Origin of the sequence: Brevibacterium sp. XM4083, assembly GCF_006489205.2 — a bacterium.
Classification (GTDB): domain Bacteria; phylum Actinomycetota; class Actinomycetes; order Actinomycetales; family Brevibacteriaceae; genus Brevibacterium.
This window is the reverse complement of sequence record NZ_VFYR02000002.1, coordinates 475,815-494,902: the sequence shown is the minus strand read 5'-3', so window position 1 is coordinate 494,902 and position 19,088 is coordinate 475,815. Positions and strand designations below refer to the sequence as shown.

Genomic DNA, 19,088 nt, shown 5'->3' with positions numbered 1-19,088 from the left:
CATCCGACCATGACTGAGAATCGGCGGCCGGGCGGGGTGAGCATCATGCTCATGCCCCCGGCCGCCGGTCTGTCTGCGGACACAGTGCTCGATGCCGCCGAGCTCGACGATCTCACCAGGCTGCTCGACGACCTCGTCTCCGGGGGAGCAGCGCTGGGATGGATCGAACCGCCCAGCCGTGAGGAGGTCAGTGCGCTCCTTGAGGACTTGGCCATCGCGACGGCAGAGAATGATGCGCGGGTCGCGCTCGCGCGGTCACAGGGCGCCGTGGTCGGATTCGCGTACTGGACCCGCTACACCAGGCCCACTCTTCGGCGACATGTCGACGTCGAGAAGGTCGCAGTCGGCGCGGCCGTGCAGCGCGCAGGAATCGGGCGATCGCTCATGACGGCGCTCATCAGTGAGGCCCGCGACCTCGGCGTCGAAGTGATGACGCTCGACCTGCGAGGTGACAATGACGCAGCCATACGGCTCTACGAGTCGCTCGGTTTTGTCCGCTACGGTCTCCTCGAAGGTTTCGTCGCCGTCGGCGATGAACGCTACGACACCCACTTCTACGCCCTCGACCTGCGAGGCGAGACCGGCACGGAATGAGCGATCAGCGTGTCGCGGTGAAGGGATTCGCGCGTCGACTGCGCAGAACCGCCAGATATCGGCTACATTGGGACATGTTCCACTTCGCGGGTGTAGTTCATCGGTAGAATGAGACCTTCCCAAGGTCTAGAGGCGGGTTCGACTCCCGTCACCCGCTCTCATCGTCCGGGCCCTTGTTAGCCTTGTGTCTTCCAGGGTCGCAGTGTCGGCCGCGTGCTCTTCGTCAGATTCTCTGAAATCCTCGCTGTCCCCCGGCGGTCCCCGCGCGACTCACGCTCTCTCCGCAGTCCCTGACTCGCTGCACGAATCGCATCTGCGCCACCTCGGAGGCGATTGTGCGCCGCGCCCGTGGTGATTATGAATGCGATATCGCCCTGAACCTGGCGCAGAGTCTCAGGCGCCGCCATCAACCAGGCGCAGAATGCCCAGTGGCCGCCCTGAACTTGCCGCGAAATCTCAGGCGCCGCCTTGAACTTGGCGCGGAATCTCAGACCCGCCATGAACTGGGCGCAGAATGCCAGTGGCCGCCCTGAACCCGGCGCGGAACCACGTGGTGCTGCCAATCGTGACCGTGCAGCTTATTTCCTCGCGCGGTCCGGCCGTGCCGGTGCGTCCTCGTGGCGACCCTGAGCCGCCCCGCAGAGTATGCGCCACTTCGGCGGCGATTGTGCGCCACTCCCACGGTGAAAACGAAGGCAATATCGCCCTGAACTTGGCGCAGAACCTCAGAGACCGCCCTGAACCGGGCGCATAATGCTAGCGGCCGCGCTGAACCCGGCGCGAAATCTCGGGCGCCGCGCTGAACCTGGCGCGGAACCACGCGGTGTTGCCAATCGTGACCGTGCAGCTTCTTTCTTCGCGCGGTCCGGTCGTCCCGGTGCGTCCTCGTGGCGAATCTGAGCCGCCCCGCAGAGTGTGCGCCACCTCCGGGGCGATTGTGCGCCGCGCCCATGGTGATTATGAGCGCGATACCGCCCTGAACCTGGCGCAGAATCCCGGTGGCCGCGCTGAACCTGGCGCAGAATGTCCAGAGTCCGTCCTGAACCGGGCGCAGAATGCCAGTGGCCGCCCTCAACCCGGCGCGAAACACGATTCTGCACGCGCAAGCGCGGTGCTGGGACACCGTGATGCTGGGATTCAGCGCCGTGGTACCGGATGTGGGACTCGAACCCACACGTCTTTCGACAACGCATTTTGAGTGCGCCGCGTCTACCGATTCCGCCAATCCGGCTCGTCGCGAACACCGTTCCCGACATCGACAACTCTACGGCAGGGCGCGCGGCATCGCCCAATCGCCTGGCCCGATGGGTGGCTGTCCTCACAGGAGAAACGACTGATGCGCAGGCATGCCTGGTCTAGACTGGTGCCGTGCTTTCCAACAGCGAACAACCCACCGCAGATGAATCCGTGCCCGTCCGCCGCGTCGTCGTGGCCGAAGACGAGGCCGTGATCCGTCTCGACATCGTCGAAATGCTCCGCGAGGTCGGCTACGACGTCGTCGGTGAAGCCGCGGACGGCGAATCCGCGATCCGGCTGGCCGAAGAGCTGCGCCCCGACCTCGTCGTCATGGACATCAAGATGCCGATCCTCGACGGCATCGCCGCGGCCGAGCGCATCGCCAAGGCCCGCATCGCCCCCGTCGTCCTCCTCACCGCGTTCTCGCAGAAGGAACTCGTCGAGCGCGCCCGCGACGCCGGTGCGATGGCCTACGTCGTCAAGCCCTTCACCTCGGCCGACCTCATCCCGGCCCTCGAGATCGCGCTGTCGCGCCACGCAGAGATCAGCTCGCTCGAATCCGAGATCTCCGACCTCACCGAGCGCTTCGAGACCCGCAAGCTCGTCGAGCGCGCGAAGAGCCTCCTCCAGACCTCGATGGGTCTGAGCGAGCCCGAGGCCTTCCGCTGGATCCAGAAGACCTCGATGGACCGCCGTCTGACGATGCGCGAAGTCGCCGAAACCGTCCTCAAGCAGATCGGCGCGAAGAAGGACTGACACCGTCCCCGGGGCCGCCGCTGAGCGGCGCCGTCCCGGATTCACACTGAGACGACTCGGCCCCGGACGCGGAGAGAACCGCGACCGGGGCCGTCGTGCGTGCGGAGGCGATCAACGCGCCGAGGCGGTCGACCGCCTCGGCGCATCACGATGACGGTGCCCACCCGGCGAGCGCTGCCACCCGGTGAGCGCTGCTCACCCGACCGCCGGGCGAGCTACTGCGCCTTCGAGGCGAGGATCATGTTCGTGATCCGCACGATCGAGAGCAGCCGGCCCTCCTCATCGGTCATCCTCACCTCGTGGGACATGAGCGTGCGGCCGCGGTGGAGCACCTCGGCGCGCCCGGTGACGAGCTCGCCGCGCATCGCCCGCAGATGGGTCGCGTTGAGATCGACGCCGACGACGTTCTTCCCGCCGCTGGTGAGGAACGCATGCATCGACGCGAGCGACTCCGCGAGGACGACGTGACCGCCGCCGTGGAAGAGGCCCATCGGCTGCGTGTTGCCCGCGACCGGGACCGTCGCGCTCATCCAGTCGAAGCTGATGCCGGTGAACGCGATGCCCATCCGGTTGGCCAGGCCGCCGCCGGCGCCCTGGGCATTGAGCTGGTCGAGCATGACCCGCGCCTCGTCCTCGGTCGTCTCTGCTGTCAGCGATACGTGCGGAACCACCATTGATCTCCTTCTCATGTCCGTGATGAACGCTAGGCTAAGGCATGTGAGTCACGCTAACGAATCCCTCCTGCTCATCGATGGTCACTCGCTGGCCTACCGCGCCTTCCACGCCCTCCCGGCGGAGAACTTCTCCACGAGCACCGGCCAGACGACGAACGCGATCTTCGGGTTCATCTCGATGCTCATCAACGTCCTCCGCGACGAATCGCCGAGCCACGTCGCCGTCGCCTTCGACCTCGGCCGGGAGACGTTCCGCCTCGAGGAGTATCCGGAGTACAAGGCGGGGCGGGCGAAGACCCCGCCGGAGTTCCACCCGCAGATCGACCTCATCAAGGACATTGTCACGGCCATGGGCATCCGGGTTGTGACGAAGGAGGGCTTCGAAGCCGACGACGCGCTTGCGACAATGGCGAAGATGGGCACCGAGGCCGGTGCCGCGGTCGAGGTGATGACCGGGGACAAGGACTCGTTCCAGCTCTCGACCGACACCGTGACGATCCTCTATCCCAAGCGCGGGGTCAGCGACCTCGTGCGGATGACGCCCGAGGCGATCGAGGAGAAGTACGGGGTCACCCCCGCCAACTACCGGGGCCTGGCCGCGCTCGTCGGGGAGAAGGCCGACAACCTGCCCGGCGTGCCCGGAGTCGGGGACAAGACCGCTGCGAAATGGCTCACAGCCCACGGCGACCTGCCCGGTGTGCTCGAGCACGCCGACGAGATCGGCGGCAAGGTGGGGGAGAAGCTGCGCGACCACATCCCCGAGGTCGAACGCAACTACCGCCTCAATCGGCTCCTCGACGACCTCGACCTCGGCCTCGACTTCGCCGACCTGAAATGGGGCGAGGGCGACCCGGCCGAGCTCAGCAGCCTCTTCGACCAGCTCGAGTTCCAGGCCCTCGGCAAGCGCCTCGCGGCGATCTTCGGCGACGCCGCGACCCCGGAGGCGGGGGAGTCCGCACCCGCCCGAGAGGTCGAGGTCGCGACGGTCGATGTGCCCGCCCTCCTCGACTCCATCGCCGAGGCGGATGTCCTCGCCCTCGACACCGACGGAACGTACGAACTCGGGCACGGCGATGTGCGGTTCCTCGCGGTCTCCGCGCAGCCGGGGACCGCCTCGGTGGTCGACCTGGGAGAGGCGAGCGACGCCGACCTCAGCGCCCTGGAAGCCGCCCTGCGGAAGGCCGCGCTCATCTTCCACTCCTCGAAGGTGCAGATCAAGGCCCTGCGTTCGGTGGGCATCGACCTCACCGACGTCGCCGGGGACACAGCCCTGGCCGCGTACCTCCTCGTGCCCGATCAGCGCAGCTACGAGCTGCGCGACATCGCCGCCGAGCGCGCCGGCATCGACCTCGCCCCCGCCGAGGCGAAGGACGGTCAGCTCGCCCTCGACCTCGACACCGACGCGACCGCGCGCACCCACGGCGCCAACGCCGCGGCCCTGCTCGAGGTCCACGAGATCCTCGCGACGGCCATCGACGAGGCGAACATGACCCAGGTCTACCGCGACATCGAGCTGCCGCTCGTGCCCGTCCTCGCGGGCATGGAGCTCGCCGGCATCGCCATCGACGAGAAGGGGCTGGCCGAACTCGTCGAGGACTTCACAAAGCAGGCGCAGGCCAGTGCCGAACTCGCGTACGAGGCGATCGGCCACGAGGTCAACCTCGGCTCCCCGAAGCAGCTCCAGACGGTGCTCTTCGACGAACTCGACATGCCGAAGACGAAGCGGACGAAGACGGGGTACACGACCGACGCGGACGCGCTGGCCGAGCTCTTCGTCAAGACCGAGCACCCGTTCCTCCAGCATCTGCTCGCCCACCGCGACGCGACGAAGCTCAAGCAGACCGTCGTCGGCCTCGGCAAGACCGTCGCCGAGGACGGGCGCATCCACACGACGTATCAGCAGACGGTCGCTGCGACCGGGCGCCTGTCCTCGCTCGACCCGAACCTGCAGAACATCCCCGTGCGCACGGAATCGGGTCGACGCATCCGGGAGGTCTTCGTCGCCGACCCGAACGTGCCGGGCGGGCTGCTCCTCACCGCCGACTACTCGCAGATCGAGATGCGGATCATGGCCCATCTGTCCGGGGACGCCGCGCTCATCCAGGCGTTCAAGGACGGCGAGGACCTCCACTCCTACGTCGGCTCGAAGGTCTTCTCCGTCGGCATCGACGAGGTCGATTCCACGATGCGCTCGAAGGTCAAGGCGATGTCGTACGGCCTCGTCTACGGACTCTCCGCATTCGGACTGTCGAAGCAGCTGGCGATCGGCGTCGACGAGGCCCGCGGTCTCATGGACCAGTACTTCGAGCGCTTCGGCGCCGTCAAGGACTACCTCGACGAGATCGTCGAACAGGCCAGGGACAACGGCTTCACCGAGACGATCATGGGCCGCCGGCGCTATCTGCCGGCACTCCACAGCGACCGCCGTCAGCTGCGCGAGATGGCCGAGCGCGCGGCGCTCAACGCCCCGATCCAGGGCTCGGCGGCCGACATCATGAAGATCGCCATGCTCAAGGTCGCCGACCGCCTCGAGGGCTTCCGGTCCCGGATGCTGCTGCAGGTCCACGACGAGATCATCGTCGACCTCCACCCCGAGGAGGCCGACGAGGTCACGGCCATCGTCACCGAGGAGATGGGCTCGGCGTTCGAACTCGACGTCCCGCTCGACGTCAACGTCGGCACCGGCGTCTCCTGGCACGCCGCCGCCCACTGAGGGCGTCTGCGGCGCTCGATCAAGCCGGAGTGCGGATGGTGGCTCGTGCACGACCCGCCATCCGCGCTAACGCATGATCGAGGGGAAGCTGCCGCGTGCACGAGGGGAAATCGCGTCGTGGGCGGGCCGATTCTCGCGCGCACGTGTGATCGACAGAAGAGCGCGACGAGGCGGCCCGGCGTGAACGCGAGGATCCTGCGTGAGCGCGGGATTCCGGTCCGGCGGACCCGACTACACTGCTGGCATGGATGAGCGATTGGTTGAGAATTTCGCCGAGGCTGCTCGCTGGGTCGAGGCGCTCGTCGGCCGCATCGACCCGCGCGCCTGGGACGGACCCGGCCTGGGCGACTGGAGTCTTCGTGCCCTCGTCGGTCACACGAGCAGGTCACTGCTCACCGTTGAGGCCTACCTGGCCGCTCCCGCCGACGAGGTGGCGCTTGAGAGCCCAGAGGCCTACTTCGCCTTCGTCGCCACGCAGACGAGCACTGATCCGGGTGCCGTGTTCGAGCGGGGCGTTGCCGCCGGTGAGGCCCTCGGCAGCGACCTCGGGCGTGCGCTGAGCGAGATCGCCGACCGGGTCATCCCGCTCGTTCAGTCGGCTGAGGACCGCGTCATGACGACTGCCGCCGGCCCCATGCTGCTCAGTGCCTATCTGCCGACGCGGACGTTCGAACTCACCGTGCACGGTCTCGACATCGCCGCAGCTGCCGGAATCACCGCTTCGGCGCCGCGAGGTCCCTTGGTCGAATCGCTCGGTATCGCAGCCCGACTGGCTGTCCACGGAGGCGACGGAGAACGCGTGCTCCTGGCGCTGACGGGCAGAACCGCGCTCGGAGACCGGTTCTCCGTCCTCGACTGACGAGGTCCTCAACCGAGGTTCGCGGCCGCCCCGCTCTCGAACTCGCGGCAACGAGGAAATCGCGTTGGCGCGCTCTCGATCAAGCCGGAGCGCGGATAGCGGCCCGTGCACGGCCCGCCATCCGCGCTAACGCTTGAATGAGGGGAAGCTACGCCGAGACGGCGGTGCGCCGAGGCGGCCGTGCGAGGCACGGGTCAGGCGTCCGGCAGGGTTCAGACCTCGGGCAGGGGTCAGGCCTCGGGAAGGGTCGTCGAGAAGATCACGGTGCCGGGCATGAGGGCACCGCGCAGGGGCGACCAGCCGCCCCACGCCGTCTCGTTGGAGTCGGGCCACTCGGGTTCGGTGACCGCGTCGATCCGGAAGCCGGCGGCCACGAGGAGGCTCACCCAGTCGCCCATCGTCCGGTGGTGCTCGGCGTAGACGGGCTGACCGTCGGCGGCGATCTCGACGTACGGGGTCCGGTCGAAGTACGAGTACTCGACGGTCAGCCCGTTCTCTCCGGGCACGTCGGGGAACATCCAGCGCATCGGATGCGTCGTCGAGAACACCCACTTCCCGCCGGGTCGGACGACGCGGGCCACCTCGGCGAGGACCACCTCGGCGTCCTTGACGAAGGGGAGGGCCCCGTAGGCGGAGAACGCGATGTCGAAGCTGTTCGACGCGAACGGCAGCTGGCGGGCATCGGCGCGGACGAAGGTCGGGGGAGTGGCGTCGGCGCTCAGCGGATTCTCCCGCTGCAGGCGCGAGGCCTGTTCGAGCATGCCCGCGGAGACGTCGATGCCGGTGGCGATCGCCCCCTCTTCGGCGAGCCAGCGGGAGCACTGGCCGGCCCCGCACCCGACTTCGAGGATCTGGCGGCGGGCGACGTCACCGAGGAGATGGACGTCGGATTCGTGAATTCCCTCGGGACACCAGATGAAATCGGAGGCGCCGAGGAAGCTGCCGTGCTCGGCGAGGTAGTCCTCGGCGGAGTTGTCCCAATAGCTGCGATTGGCGCGCACTGACGCCTCTTCGTCGATGGGCAGGTACCCGCCGCTGATGACCTCTGTCGAATAGCTTCCGTCGCTCATGAGTCCTCCGCGGTCGAACGGGCAGATCACCTCGGATTCCGAGGGTGCATTCACGCCCTGAATGATGCTAGTATTGACAACCGTATGTGCGTATGCATACAAGTCCATAATCGTAATCGAGACCGGATGCGATTCCCCACACGCTGTGTCACAGCAGATCAAGGGTATCGGATCCGGGACACAATTCCATCGGAGTCCCTACCTATATGACCACCACCACGCCGGAATCGGTGCAGCCGAAGCAGGTCGCTGTCAATGACATCGGAACCGCTGAGGACTTCCTCGCCGCCGTCGACGAGACGATCAAGTACTTCAACGATGGCGACATCGTCGAAGGCACCGTCGTCAAGGTCGATCGCGACGAGGTCCTCGTCGACATCGGATACAAGACGGAAGGCGTCGTCCTTTCGCGTGAACTCTCCATCAAGCACGATGTCGATCCCGGCGAAGTCGTCGAGGTCGGGGACCCCATCGAGGCACTCGTTCTCCAGAAGGAGGACAAAGAGGGCCGTCTCATGCTGTCGAAGAAGCGTGCGCAGTACGAGCGCGCCTGGGGCGACATCGAGAAGATCAAGGAAGAGGACGGCGTCGTCACCGGCACCGTCATCGAGGTCGTCAAGGGCGGCCTGATCGTCGACATCGGCCTCCGCGGCTTCCTCCCCGCCTCGCTCGTCGAGATGCGTCGCGTCCGCGACCTCGCCCCTTACATCGGGCAGCAGGTCGAGGCGAAGATCATCGAACTCGACAAGAACCGCAACAACGTCGTCCTCTCGCGCCGCGCCTGGCTCGAGCAGACCCAGTCCGAGGTTCGCCACGACTTCCTCCAGACCCTCCAGAAGGGTCAGGTCCGTCCGGGCGTCGTCTCCTCGATCGTCAACTTCGGTGCCTTCGTCGACCTCGGTGGTGTCGACGGACTCGTGCACGTCTCGGAGCTGTCCTGGAAGCACATCGATCACCCGGGTGAGGTCGTCACCGTCGGTGACGAGGTCACCGTCGAGGTCCTCGACGTCGACATGGACCGTGAGCGCGTCTCGCTCTCGCTCAAGGCGACGCAGGAAGATCCGTGGCAGCACTTCGCCCGGACCCACGTCATCGGCCAGATCGTGCCGGGCAAGGTCACCAAGCTCGTTCCGTTCGGTGCGTTCGTGCGCGTCGAAGACGGCATCGAGGGCCTCGTCCACATCTCCGAGCTCGCCGTGCGCCACGTCGACCTCCCGGAGCAGGTCGTCTCCGTCGACGAGACGATCTACGTCAAGGTCATCGACATCGACCTCGAGCGCCGCCGCATTTCGCTCTCGCTCAAGCAGGCGAACGAAGGCGTCGACCCCGAGGCCGAAGAGTTCCTCGACCCCGCGCTCTACGGCATGCCGCAGGAGTACGACGAGGACGGCAACTACAAGTACCCCGAAGGCTTCGACCCCGAGACCAACGAATGGATCGAGGGCTTCGAGGCACAGCGCGAGATCTGGGAGCAGCAGTACGCCGCCGCCCAGTCCCGCTGGGAAGAGCACAAGAAGCAGGTCGCGAAGGCGATTGCCGCAGACGCCGAGGCCGGCGCCGCGGAATCGGGCTCCGACGCCGCTCCTGCCACCGGGTCCTTCTCCTCCGAGGAGTCGGGCGACGAAGGCACGCTCGCCAGCGACGAAGCACTCGCAGCCCTGCGTGAGAAGCTTGCAGGCAGCTGATATCAGCGCAGTGAAGGGCTCCCGGCCGACAGGCCGGGAGCCCTTTGCATATGCGCGACTGCGACCATGGGCGTGGTACGCCCTCGCCCTCACCCTCGGCAGCATCACCGTCTTCGGCGGGGTCGCCGCCGACCCGGGCGGCACCGTGTCGGCCGGCAACGACGACTCCTCGCTGTTCATCTGGTGGCTCGGCCACGGCGCCGAGGTGCTCGCCGGCCTCCTCGGCTTCGGCGGGGGGCTCGCCGGCACCGGCGACGGCTTCCTCTACACCGAGGCGATGAATGCGCTGGCCGGCGGCGTCAACGGCGCCTGGAACACCTCGCTGACCGGCATCGCCATCCTCCTCGCCCCGCTGACGTGGGTGGCCGGGCCGATCATCGCCTACAACGTCCTCATCCTCAGCCTCCCGGTGCTCAATTCGCTGGCCTGCGCGATCCTCTTCCGCCGGTTCCTGGGCCGCGGACCCGCGTTCGCTGCCGCGGCCGGCGTCGGCTTCTCCTCCTACGTCATCGCGCAGCTCTCAGGCCACCCGAACCTCGCGTTCGCCGTGACCCCGCCGCTCGTCGCCGCCCTCGTTCTCGCGCTTCTGTCCGGTCCGCGCACCGGCCGGCCCGCCGGGCGCCGCTTCTGGCTGCCGAGCATCGGCCTCGGCGTCGTCCTCGGATTCCAGTTCTACGTCTCCACCGAGGTGCTCGCCGGGACCTTCCTCGCGTTCCTCTGCTTCCTGGCCGCCCTCATCGTCGGCGGTCGGTCCCTGCTGTCGCGGGCCGGCTGGCTGCGGCTGGGAACCGGCGGCCTCGTCGGCGCCGGCATCGCCCTGCTCGCGGCCCTGCCGCTGCTGATGACGATGGCCGGGCCCAACGCGCCGTCGGGGGCGATCCGGCCGCACGGCGTGTGGAACACCGACCTCCTCGACCCCATCGTGCCGGGCCTGCCGACGCTCTTCGGCACCGGGGAGTCGCCGCTGCCGCGCGTCATGGACCTCGACGGCGCGGAGATCGGCGCGTACGTCGGCGTCCCCGCGCTCGTGGCCGCGGCCATCATCGTCCTCACCCTCGGACGGCGGGGGAGATGGGTCGTGCCGGTGCGCGTCGCCGCCGTCACCGGCACCCTCGTCTTCCTCCTCTCCCTCGGGTCGCCCGTGCTCTTCGCCGGTCAGCCCCTCCTCGGCGCGGGTCCCTTCGCCCTCGTCGAGGCGATCCCGGTCCTCAACAACATCCTGCCGATGCGCCTCGTCCTCCACTCGACGATCGCGCTCTGGGCGGTCCTCGGCTGCGGACTGCAGTGGGCGCTCGACCGCCGCAGCACCCGGGCGGGCATCGGCATGCTCGCCCTCCTCGCCGTGTCCGCCGTCGTCGTCATGCCCGGCGCCCAGCCGACCCGTGAGGTCTACGTCCCGGACTTCTACAGCGGATCCATCGCCGAGGTGATCCCGGAGGGATCCGTCGTCAAGACCCTCCCGCGCCCCTTGGCGTGGGCCGAACCGCACGCCGACGAGGCGATGGTGTGGCAGTCGGTCGCCGATTTCCGCTACCGGGAGACCGGCGGGTACTTCATCGGGTCGAGCCCGAGCTCGCCGATCATCTATTCGGCCCCCGAGGACGACCTCGATGCCGCGCTGCGGGCGACGATCTTCAACGGCGCCCCGGTGCCGGCGGCCTCGGATCCGGCCGTCACCGCCGGGGTCGAGGGTCTGCGCGCCGACGGCGTCGACTTCGTCGTCCTCGCGCCCGAGGCCCCGCTGACCCCGGGCGGAACCGGCGAGCTCGAAGGCCTCCTCGACGCCGCGCTCGGTGAGCCCGTGTTCTCCGGCGAAGGCGTCGTCGTCTACCGGGTGGGCCCGTGAGGCGTTTCGCTAAGCTGGCCCCATGCTGAGAATCGGACTCACCGGGGGAATCGGCGCGGGCAAGTCGACGGTGGCGGACCTCCTCGCCGCCCACGGCGCGGAGATCATCGACGCCGACGCCATCGCCCGGGAGGTCGTCGCCCCCGGGGAACCGCTCCTCGACGTCCTCGCCGGCGAGTTCGGGCCCGCGATCCTCGCCGCCGACGGCAGCCTCGACCGGGCCCGGCTGGCCGCCGTCGCCTTCGCCGACGCGGAGTCGACGAAGCGCCTCGGCGAGCTCATGCACCCGGTCATCCGGGACCGCACCGCCGCCCGCTTCGCCGCCTCCGACGCCGAGGTGGTCGTCCACGACGTGCCCCTCCTCGTCGAGAACCACATGGAGGTGGGCTACCACCTCACGCTGCTCGTCGACGTCCCCGCCGCGGTGCGCCTGGCCCGGCTCGTCGAGACCCGGGGGATGGACCGGGCCGATGCCGAGTCCCGCATCGCCCGGCAGACCACGGACGAGGCGCGCCGCGCCGCATGCGACGTCCTCATCGACAACACGGGAACGATCGCCGAGACCGCAGCGGTCGTCGACGCGCTGTGGACGCAGCGACTCGAGCCGTTCGCGGAGAACCTCGCCGCCGGACGGCCGGCCGCCCGTGCCGAGGCGAGCCGCCGGCGGCACGCTGTCGGCGCGGATGAGCATCGGGCCGGCGACGCGGACCGACTCGTGGCCAAGCTGCGTCACGGCACGGGGGAGGCCCACCCGATCTCCGCGCGTGAGACGCCGCCCGGTGCCCCGCTCTCCCTCGTCCTCGACGCCGGGGACGGCCCGACCGCCGAGGCGCTCTCCCCGCAGCTGACCGCGCTCGGATTCCCGCCGGCTGAATCCGCGGGCGACATCGGCCGGCGGGCGAGTGCCGACCCCGGCCAGCCCGCGGATCTCCTCGTCGAGGCAACGGAGTGACCGCGCCCTGCCAGGCGGGCGCCCACCGCCCGACGCGGTCGCTGCGCGGAGGCGCTCAGTGCCGTGTCAGGGCCGAGGTCTAGGCTGGAGGCATGAGCGAAACCCGTCCCCTGCCCGCGATCGGGCACCGCCCGGACGTCACCCGCACGGTGGCGCCGTTCGAGGTCGTCTCCGAATACTCCCCGTCGGGCGATCAGCCCACCGCCATCCACGACATCTCCGACCGCCTCGAGTCGGGAGAGCGCGACATCGTCCTCCTCGGCGCGACCGGCACCGGCAAGTCGGCGACCACGGCGTGGCTCATCGAACAGGTGCAGCGTCCGACGCTCATCATGGCGCCGAACAAGACGCTCGCCGCGCAGCTGGCCAACGAATTCCGTCAGCTGCTGCCGAACAACGCCGTCGAGTACTTCGTCTCCTACTACGACTACTACCAGCCCGAGGCGTACGTCCCGCAGACGGACACATTCATCGAGAAGGACTCGTCGATCAACGACGAGGTCGAGCGGCTCCGGCACTCCGCGACGAATTCGCTGTTGACCAGACGCGATGTCGTCGTCGTCTCGACCGTCTCCTGCATCTACGGCCTCGGCACGCCCGAGGAGTACGTCGACCGGATGGTCACCCTCCACAAGGGGCAGGAGTACGACCGCGACGAACTCCTCAAGCGCTTCGTGTCGATGCAGTACTCGCGCAACGACATGGCGTTCACCCGCGGCACCTTCCGGGTGCGGGGCGACACGGTCGAGATCATCCCGCAGTACGAGGAGCTCGCCCTGCGCATCGAGTTCTTCGGCGACGAGATCGAGTCCCTCCAGACCCTCCACCCGCTCACCGGAGAGATCGTCCGCGACGAGGACACGATCCACGTCTTCCCCGCCTCCCACTACGTCGCCGGGGAGAACCGGATGGGGCGGGCGATCAGCGAGATCGAGGACGAGCTGCAGTCGCGGTTGAGCGAATTCGAGGCGCAGAACAAGCTCCTCGAGGCCCAGCGCCTGAAGATGCGCACGAGCTACGATCTCGAGATGATGGAGTCGATGGGCTTCACCTCGGGCATCGAGAACTACTCCCGGCACATCGACGGACGCCCTGCGGGGTCGGCCCCGAACTGCCTGCTCGACTACTTCCCCGAGGACTTCCTCCTCGTCATCGACGAGTCCCACGTCACCGTGCCGCAGATCGGCGGCATGTACGAAGGCGACATGTCCCGCAAGCGCACCCTCGTCGAACACGGCTTCCGCCTGCCGAGCGCGATGGACAACCGGCCGCTGAAGTTCGACGAGTTCCGCGAGCGCGTCGGACAGACCGTCTACCTGTCGGCGACCCCCGGCGACTTCGAACTCGAACGGTCGGAGGGCACCGTCCAGCAGATCATCCGCCCGACCGGTCTCGTCGACCCCGAGGTCGTCGTCAAGCCGACGAAGGGCCAGATCGACGACCTCCTCGATGAGATCAGGACGCGGGTCGAGAGGAACGAGCGCGTCCTCGTCACGACCCTGACGAAAAAGATGGCCGAGGACCTCACCGACTACCTCCTCGAGCACGAGATCCGCGTCCAGTACCTCCACTCGGACGTCGACACGCTGCGCCGCGTCGAACTGCTCACCGAGCTGCGAGCCGGAGAGTTCGACGTCCTCGTCGGCATCAACCTGCTCCGTGAGGGCCTCGACCTGCCGGAGGTCTCACTCGTGGCGATCCTCGACGCCGACAAGGAGGGCTTCCTGCGCTCGGCGACCTCGCTCATCCAGACGATCGGACGCGCGGCCCGCAACGTCCACGGCGAAGTCCACATGTACGCCGACACGATCACCCGGTCGATGCAGGAGGCGATCGACGAGACGAATCGCCGTCGCGAGATCCAGATCGCCTACAACGAGGAACACGGCATCGACCCGGCGCCGCTGGTCAAGAAGATCGTCGACATCACCGAGCGCCTGCAGCGCGAGGACGCCGACACGCGCGAACTCCTCACCGAATTCGACTACGGCAAGGGCAAGCGCGGCTACAACTCGACGCTCACCGACGAACAGCGGCAGGCCGCTTCGAGCGGCGGCGGCTCGCTGCGGCCCCCGGCCGCCGATCTCACCGAGCTCATCGAGTCCCTGACGACGCAGATGCATGCGGCTGCCGCGGAACTCCAGTTCGAACTCGCCGCGCGGCTGCGCGATGAGCTCTCCGACCTCAAGAAGGAGCTGCGGGCGATGAAGGAGGTCGGCCACGCGTGAATCGGCTCCCGCAGTCTCCGCGCGCTCGGCGGAGCCGGCGGCAAAGCAGCAGGCGGGCTTGACGGGAATCCCGTCCGCGTCCTGAGAGGCGGATGCGCACAATCGCGGCAACCCGACTATACTGGTGAGGCTGGCGAAAGGGAGTATCCCGTCCATCCGTGCTCGTCACCACGACCCGTCCGCGGGTCCGGGCACGGAGCGCACGCCGCCGCAGGCCCGCCTGCCGCACCGCGACCATCCGCGGTCGGCCGACGATTCCGCGGTCACAGCGTGGGAGAGACTTTCGACACGGGTACAGTCCGTCATCACGAAAGGCCCCAATTGGATACCCTGTCCTCCACCCTCGCCGCCGGCGGCAATGCCGCCGCATCGACAGGAGCAGTCATTCCCGGCTGGTTCATGATCACCTCCGGGATCGTCGTCGTCGCGATCCTCATCTTCGACCTCCTCCTCGTCATCAAGCGCCCCCACGTCCCCTCGATGCGCGAAGCCGGCATCTGGGTCGCGTTCTACGTCGCCCTCGCCCTCGCCTTCGCCGGTTCGCTCTTCTGGATCGGCGACGCCCAGCACGGGAGTGAGTTCCTCACCGGCTGGCTGCTCGAGTACTCCCTGAGCATCGACAACCTCTTCGTCTTCATCATCATCATGGCCAGCTTCCAGGTGCCCCGGAAGTACCAGCAGGAAGTCCTCATGGTGGGCATCATCATCGCCATCATCTTCCGCGGCATCTTCATCCTCGCGGGAGCGGCGATCATCAGCGCGTTCGTCGAGGTGTTCTTCATCTTCGGCCTCTTCCTCCTCTTCGTCGCCTACCGGCAGGCCTTCAGCAGCGACGACGAAGGCGACGGCGAGAACGCGCTCATCCGCTTCCTCCGCAAGCGGATCAACGTCGTCGACGAGTACCACGGCAACAAGCTGCGCGTCGACATCGACGGCAAGAAGTACTGGACGCCCATGTTCATCGTCTTCCTCGCGATCGGCTCGACGGACGTCATGTTCGCCCTCGACTCGATTCCGGCGATCTTCGGTGTCACCCAGAACGCGTTCCTCGTCTTCACCGCCAACGTCTTCGCGCTCATGGGACTGCGCCAGCTCTACTTCCTCCTCGGCGGACTCGTCGACAAGCTCGTCTACCTCCACTACGGAATCGCGGCCATCCTCGCGTTCATCGGCGTCAAGCTCTTCCTCCACGCCCTCCACGAAACGGACGTCTCATGGCTGTCGTGGGGCAACTCCGTGCCCGAGGTCCCGACCTGGCTGTCCCTGACCTTCATCGTCGTCGCCATGGCAGTGGCGACACTCGCCTCGCTGTGGAAGATGAAGCGCGAGGGCAGGTCGTTCCGCGACGCCGGGACGACCGAAACGGAAGCCAAGCAGGACTGAGCCCGCGTTCCTGCAGGCGGCATGCGCCGCCTGCAGGGACAGCGGAGACAGCAGTGCGCGGGTGCCCCCGTCAGCGGGGGCACCCGCGCACTGCGTCGTCGGGACCGGAGTGTCGGAGACCGGAGAGCCCGGACCGGAGAGTCCGGGACCGGTGAGTCGGGGACCGGCTCAGTCCTCGGCGAACGCCCCGAACATCGGATTCCACTCACGGATCCGGGTCTCGGCGATGACACCGAGGTCGTGGTACGGGTCGCCGGTGAGCATCTCGCGGGCGGCATCCTGGTCGGCGGCGCTGACAAGCAGCAGGCCGCCGGGCTGCTCGTCGTCGGTGAACGGGCCGGAGGCGAGCATGGCACCGGACGCGTTCTGCGCGGCCTGCCACTGGCGGTGTGCGGGCCTGTGCGCGAGACGCGTCTCGGTGTCGGGGCCATAGACGTAGGTGACGGCGAAAACCGGCATCTGCCACTCCTTGAGGGATTCGAGGTCAATAGGATGGACATCAGTCTAGAGCGAAAGGTCAGTGCACAGTGGTGACGAGGCTGCAGGAGATACCGGCGGAGTTCGCCGACGAGGACACGATCTTCGAGGCGTTCGCCGAGTACTGCCGCGAACTGGGGATCGAACCCTACCCGGCGCAGGAGGAGGCGATGCTCGCGATCCTCTCCGGGGACAACACGATCGTCGCCACCCCGACGGGTTCGGGGAAGTCCCTCGTCGCGCTCTTCGCGCTCTACTGCTCGTTCACCCGCGGCATCCGGGCGTACTACACCGCACCGCTCAAAGCCCTCGTCAGTGAGAAGTTCTTCTCCCTCATCGACGCGTTCGGGCCCGAGAACGTCGGCATGATCACCGGCGACTCGACGGTCAACGGCGATGCGCCCGTCATCTGCGCGACCGCGGAGATCCTCGCCAACCAGGCCCTGCGCGAAGGCGGACTCCTCGACGTCGGCATGGTCGTCATGGACGAGTTCCACTACTTCGCCGACCCCACCCGCGGGTGGGCCTGGCAGGTTCCGCTCCTCGAACTCCCGCAGGCGCAGATGGTGCTCATGTCGGCCACGCTCGGGGAGACGGCGGAGATCCGGGCGACGATGACGGAGACGACGGGACGCGACTCCGCCCTCGTCACCTCGGCGTCGCGTCCCGTGCCGCTCGAATACGAGTACTCGACCGAACCGCTCTCCGACACCCTGCGCGCTCTCGTCCGCCACGACCGGGCACCCGTCTACGTCGTCTCGTACTCCCAGGCCGGGGCGATCGACCTCGCCACGGGCCTGCTCTCGGTCGATCTCGCGAGCAAGGAGCAGAAGGCGAGGATCGCCGAGGAGATCAGGGGATTCACGTTCTCGAAGGGATTCGGCCAGACGCTGCGCCGCCTCCTCCTCCACGGCGTCGGCGTCCACCATGCCGGGATGCTCCCGAAGTACCGCCGCCTCGTCGAGCAGCTCGCCCTCAAGGGCGTCCTCCTCGTCATCTCCGGCACCGACACCCTCGGGGTCGGCATCAACGTGCCCATCCGCACCGTGCTCCTGACCGGACTGACGAAGTTCGACGGGCGGCGGATGCGCAAGCTCAGCGTCCGCGAGTTCCAGCAGCTCGCCGGCCGGGCCGGTCGCGCCGGCTTCGACACCCGCGGGTTCGTCGTCGCCCAGGCCCCCGAGCACGTCATCGAGAACCTCCGCGCCGAGGCGAAGGCCGCCGGCGACGAGAAGAAGCGGAAGAAGGTGAAGAAGAAGTCCGCCCCCGCCGGATTCGTCGGGTGGTCCGAGGAGACCTTCGCCAAGCTCATCGAGTCCGCGCCCGAGTCCCTGCGGTCGCGGATGCGCATCGACCATTCGATGATCCTCAACCTCATCGCCCGCCCCGGATCCGATGTCGCGACGATCAGCCGGTTCATCGACGGGACGCACGAAAGCCGCGAACGCCACCTCGACCTCAAGCTCACGGCGCTGAAGATCGGCCGCTCCCTCCTCGATGCCGGACTCATCGAGCGGCGCGGGACCGAACTCGTGCCGACGGAGGACCTCGGCCCCCAGTTCGCCCTCAACCAGCCGCTCGCCCCGTTCGTCCTCGCCGGACTCGACCTCCTCGACCCCGATTCCCCGACGTGGGCGCTCGACGTCGTCTCCCTCGTCGAGGCGACGACCCCCGTGCCCTTCGCGATCCTCAAGGGCCAGCTCGACCGGATCAAGCGGGAGACGCTGGCCGAACTCAAATCCGAGGGCCTCGACTACCCGGAGCGGATGGCCATCCTCGACGAGGTGACCGGACCGAAGCCGTTGGCCGAGATCCTCGAACCCGCGTTCGACCACTTCCTCCTCTCCCACCCGTGGCTGCGGGCCGGCGACTTCGAGCCGAAGTCGATCGTGCGCGACATGGTCGAACAGGCGATGGGCTTCACCCAGTTCGTCGGCTACTACGGTCTCGCCCGCGCCGAAGGCAGCCTCCTGCGCTACCTCACCGACGTCTACCGGGCGCTGACCCACAATGTCCCGGCCGATCGGCGCGGGGAGGAGCTCCAGGACATCATCGAATGGCTCGGGGAGACGGTGGCCCGCACCGATTCCTCCCTCCTCGACGAATGGCGCACCCTCCAGGGGCTGAGCCCCACGGACTTCGGCGACGAGGAGCTTCCCGACCTCGACCGCGCGTTCTCGGCGAACACGAAGCTCTTCACCGCTGAGATCCGCAATGCGATGTTCCATCGCGTGCTGCTGGCCGAACGCGCGGACTACGCCGAACTCGGCCGCCTCGACGGGGAGTCCGGGTTCGACGAGAAGGCCTGGGAGACCGCGATCGAGGACTTCTACGACGAATACGGGGACCTGCTCGTCGACCAGACCGCCCGGGGACGGGAATATATCGACATCGTTCCCGGTTCGACCACCTGGGGTGTGCGCCAGATCCTCGCCGATCCCGACGGCAACCGCGACTGGGCGATCGATGCCGAGGTCGACGTCGCCGCGAGCGATGAGACCGGGGACATCGTCGTGCGCATCCTCGCCGTCGGAGAGATCGCCGACAGCCATGTCAGGGCCGAGTGAGACACTCCTCGCAGGCGTCGCCTCCTCCCGCCGCGACCGTCATGTCAG

At 67.9% G+C, this 19,088-nt stretch carries 13 protein-coding genes and 2 tRNA genes; 11 read left to right on the top strand and 4 right to left on the bottom strand.

What is annotated here, in order from left to right; genetic code table 11:
• Window positions 1–9: 9 nt before the first annotated feature.
• Together FJ887_RS08070 and FJ887_RS08065 are read left to right on the top strand one after the other, a co-directional pair.
• Window positions 10–594, top strand: a complete 585-nt coding sequence (locus FJ887_RS08070) for a GNAT family N-acetyltransferase (protein ID WP_212743266.1) — start codon at window positions 10–12, stop codon at window positions 592–594.
• 86 nt (window positions 595–680) lie between these two features.
• Window positions 681–751 (top strand) — tRNA-Gly (locus tag FJ887_RS08065).
• A gap of 989 nt (window positions 752–1,740) precedes the next feature.
• Here the strand turns inward: FJ887_RS08065 and FJ887_RS08060 are convergent.
• Window positions 1,741–1,825: transfer RNA gene (locus FJ887_RS08060), tRNA-Leu, on the bottom strand.
• 137 nt (window positions 1,826–1,962) lie between these two features.
• On the opposite strand from FJ887_RS08060, the gene FJ887_RS08055 reads away from it, so the two are divergent.
• Window positions 1,963–2,586, top strand: coding sequence for an ANTAR domain-containing response regulator (locus FJ887_RS08055; protein ID WP_232623608.1), 624 nt, complete (start codon window positions 1,963–1,965; stop codon window positions 2,584–2,586).
• A gap of 215 nt (window positions 2,587–2,801) precedes the next feature.
• On the opposite strand, the gene FJ887_RS08050 is transcribed toward FJ887_RS08055, so the two are convergent.
• On the bottom strand, window positions 2,802–3,260 hold the full coding sequence (locus FJ887_RS08050) for a hotdog fold thioesterase (protein WP_137823992.1): 459 nt from the start codon (window positions 3,258–3,260) through the stop codon (window positions 2,802–2,804).
• A gap of 43 nt (window positions 3,261–3,303) precedes the next feature.
• On the opposite strand from FJ887_RS08050, the gene polA reads away from it, so the two are divergent.
• Both polA and FJ887_RS08040 read left to right on the top strand, forming a co-directional pair.
• On the top strand, window positions 3,304–5,973 hold the full coding sequence (gene polA, locus FJ887_RS08045) for a DNA polymerase I (RefSeq protein WP_137823993.1): 2,670 nt from the start codon (window positions 3,304–3,306) through the stop codon (window positions 5,971–5,973).
• 244 nt (window positions 5,974–6,217) lie between these two features.
• A complete protein-coding gene (locus tag FJ887_RS08040; RefSeq protein WP_137823994.1) occupies window positions 6,218–6,832 on the top strand; it encodes a maleylpyruvate isomerase N-terminal domain-containing protein in 615 nt (204 codons plus the stop codon).
• Between the two features lie 230 nt (window positions 6,833–7,062).
• Here the strand turns inward: FJ887_RS08040 and FJ887_RS08035 are convergent, their stop codons facing one another.
• Window positions 7,063–7,902, bottom strand: a complete 840-nt coding sequence (locus FJ887_RS08035; RefSeq protein WP_137824113.1) for a class I SAM-dependent methyltransferase — start codon at window positions 7,900–7,902, stop codon at window positions 7,063–7,065.
• Between the two features lie 206 nt (window positions 7,903–8,108).
• Between FJ887_RS08035 and rpsA the strand changes: the two genes are divergently transcribed.
• The 5 genes from rpsA (at window position 8,109) to FJ887_RS08010 (ending at window position 15,996) form a co-directional block, all read left to right on the top strand.
• The gene (rpsA, locus tag FJ887_RS08030; RefSeq protein WP_137823995.1) at window positions 8,109–9,587 is read left to right on the top strand and encodes a 30S ribosomal protein S1; all 1,479 of its coding nucleotides are present in this window, start codon (window positions 8,109–8,111) and stop codon (window positions 9,585–9,587) included.
• The gene (locus FJ887_RS08025; RefSeq protein WP_250786201.1) at window positions 9,565–11,433 is read left to right on the top strand and encodes a hypothetical protein; all 1,869 of its coding nucleotides are present in this window, start codon (window positions 9,565–9,567) and stop codon (window positions 11,431–11,433) included. Before rpsA ends, FJ887_RS08025 begins: the two co-directional genes overlap by 23 nt.
• Window positions 11,434–11,455: 22 nt before the next feature.
• A complete protein-coding gene (gene coaE / locus FJ887_RS08020) occupies window positions 11,456–12,385 on the top strand; it encodes a dephospho-CoA kinase (RefSeq protein WP_137823997.1) in 930 nt (309 codons plus the stop codon).
• A gap of 92 nt (window positions 12,386–12,477) precedes the next feature.
• Window positions 12,478–14,613, top strand: coding sequence for an excinuclease ABC subunit UvrB (gene uvrB / locus FJ887_RS08015; protein ID WP_137823998.1), 2,136 nt, complete (start codon window positions 12,478–12,480; stop codon window positions 14,611–14,613).
• 321 nt (window positions 14,614–14,934) lie between these two features.
• Entirely contained in the window at window positions 14,935–15,996 is a 1,062-nt protein-coding gene (locus FJ887_RS08010) for a TerC/Alx family metal homeostasis membrane protein (RefSeq protein WP_171006930.1), read from the top strand.
• 168 nt (window positions 15,997–16,164) lie between these two features.
• Here FJ887_RS08010 and FJ887_RS08005 read toward each other — a convergent pair whose 3' ends face one another.
• Window positions 16,165–16,455: a YciI family protein gene (locus FJ887_RS08005; RefSeq protein ID WP_137823999.1), complete on the bottom strand. Its 291-nt coding sequence runs from the start codon at window positions 16,453–16,455 to the stop codon at window positions 16,165–16,167.
• A gap of 71 nt (window positions 16,456–16,526) precedes the next feature.
• Here FJ887_RS08005 and FJ887_RS08000 point away from each other — a divergent pair, with 71 nt between their 5' ends.
• Window positions 16,527–19,040 (top strand): DEAD/DEAH box helicase, encoded by a 2,514-nt coding sequence (locus FJ887_RS08000; protein ID WP_137824000.1) that lies wholly within the window; start codon window positions 16,527–16,529, stop codon window positions 19,038–19,040.
• Window positions 19,041–19,088 lie beyond the last annotated feature (48 nt).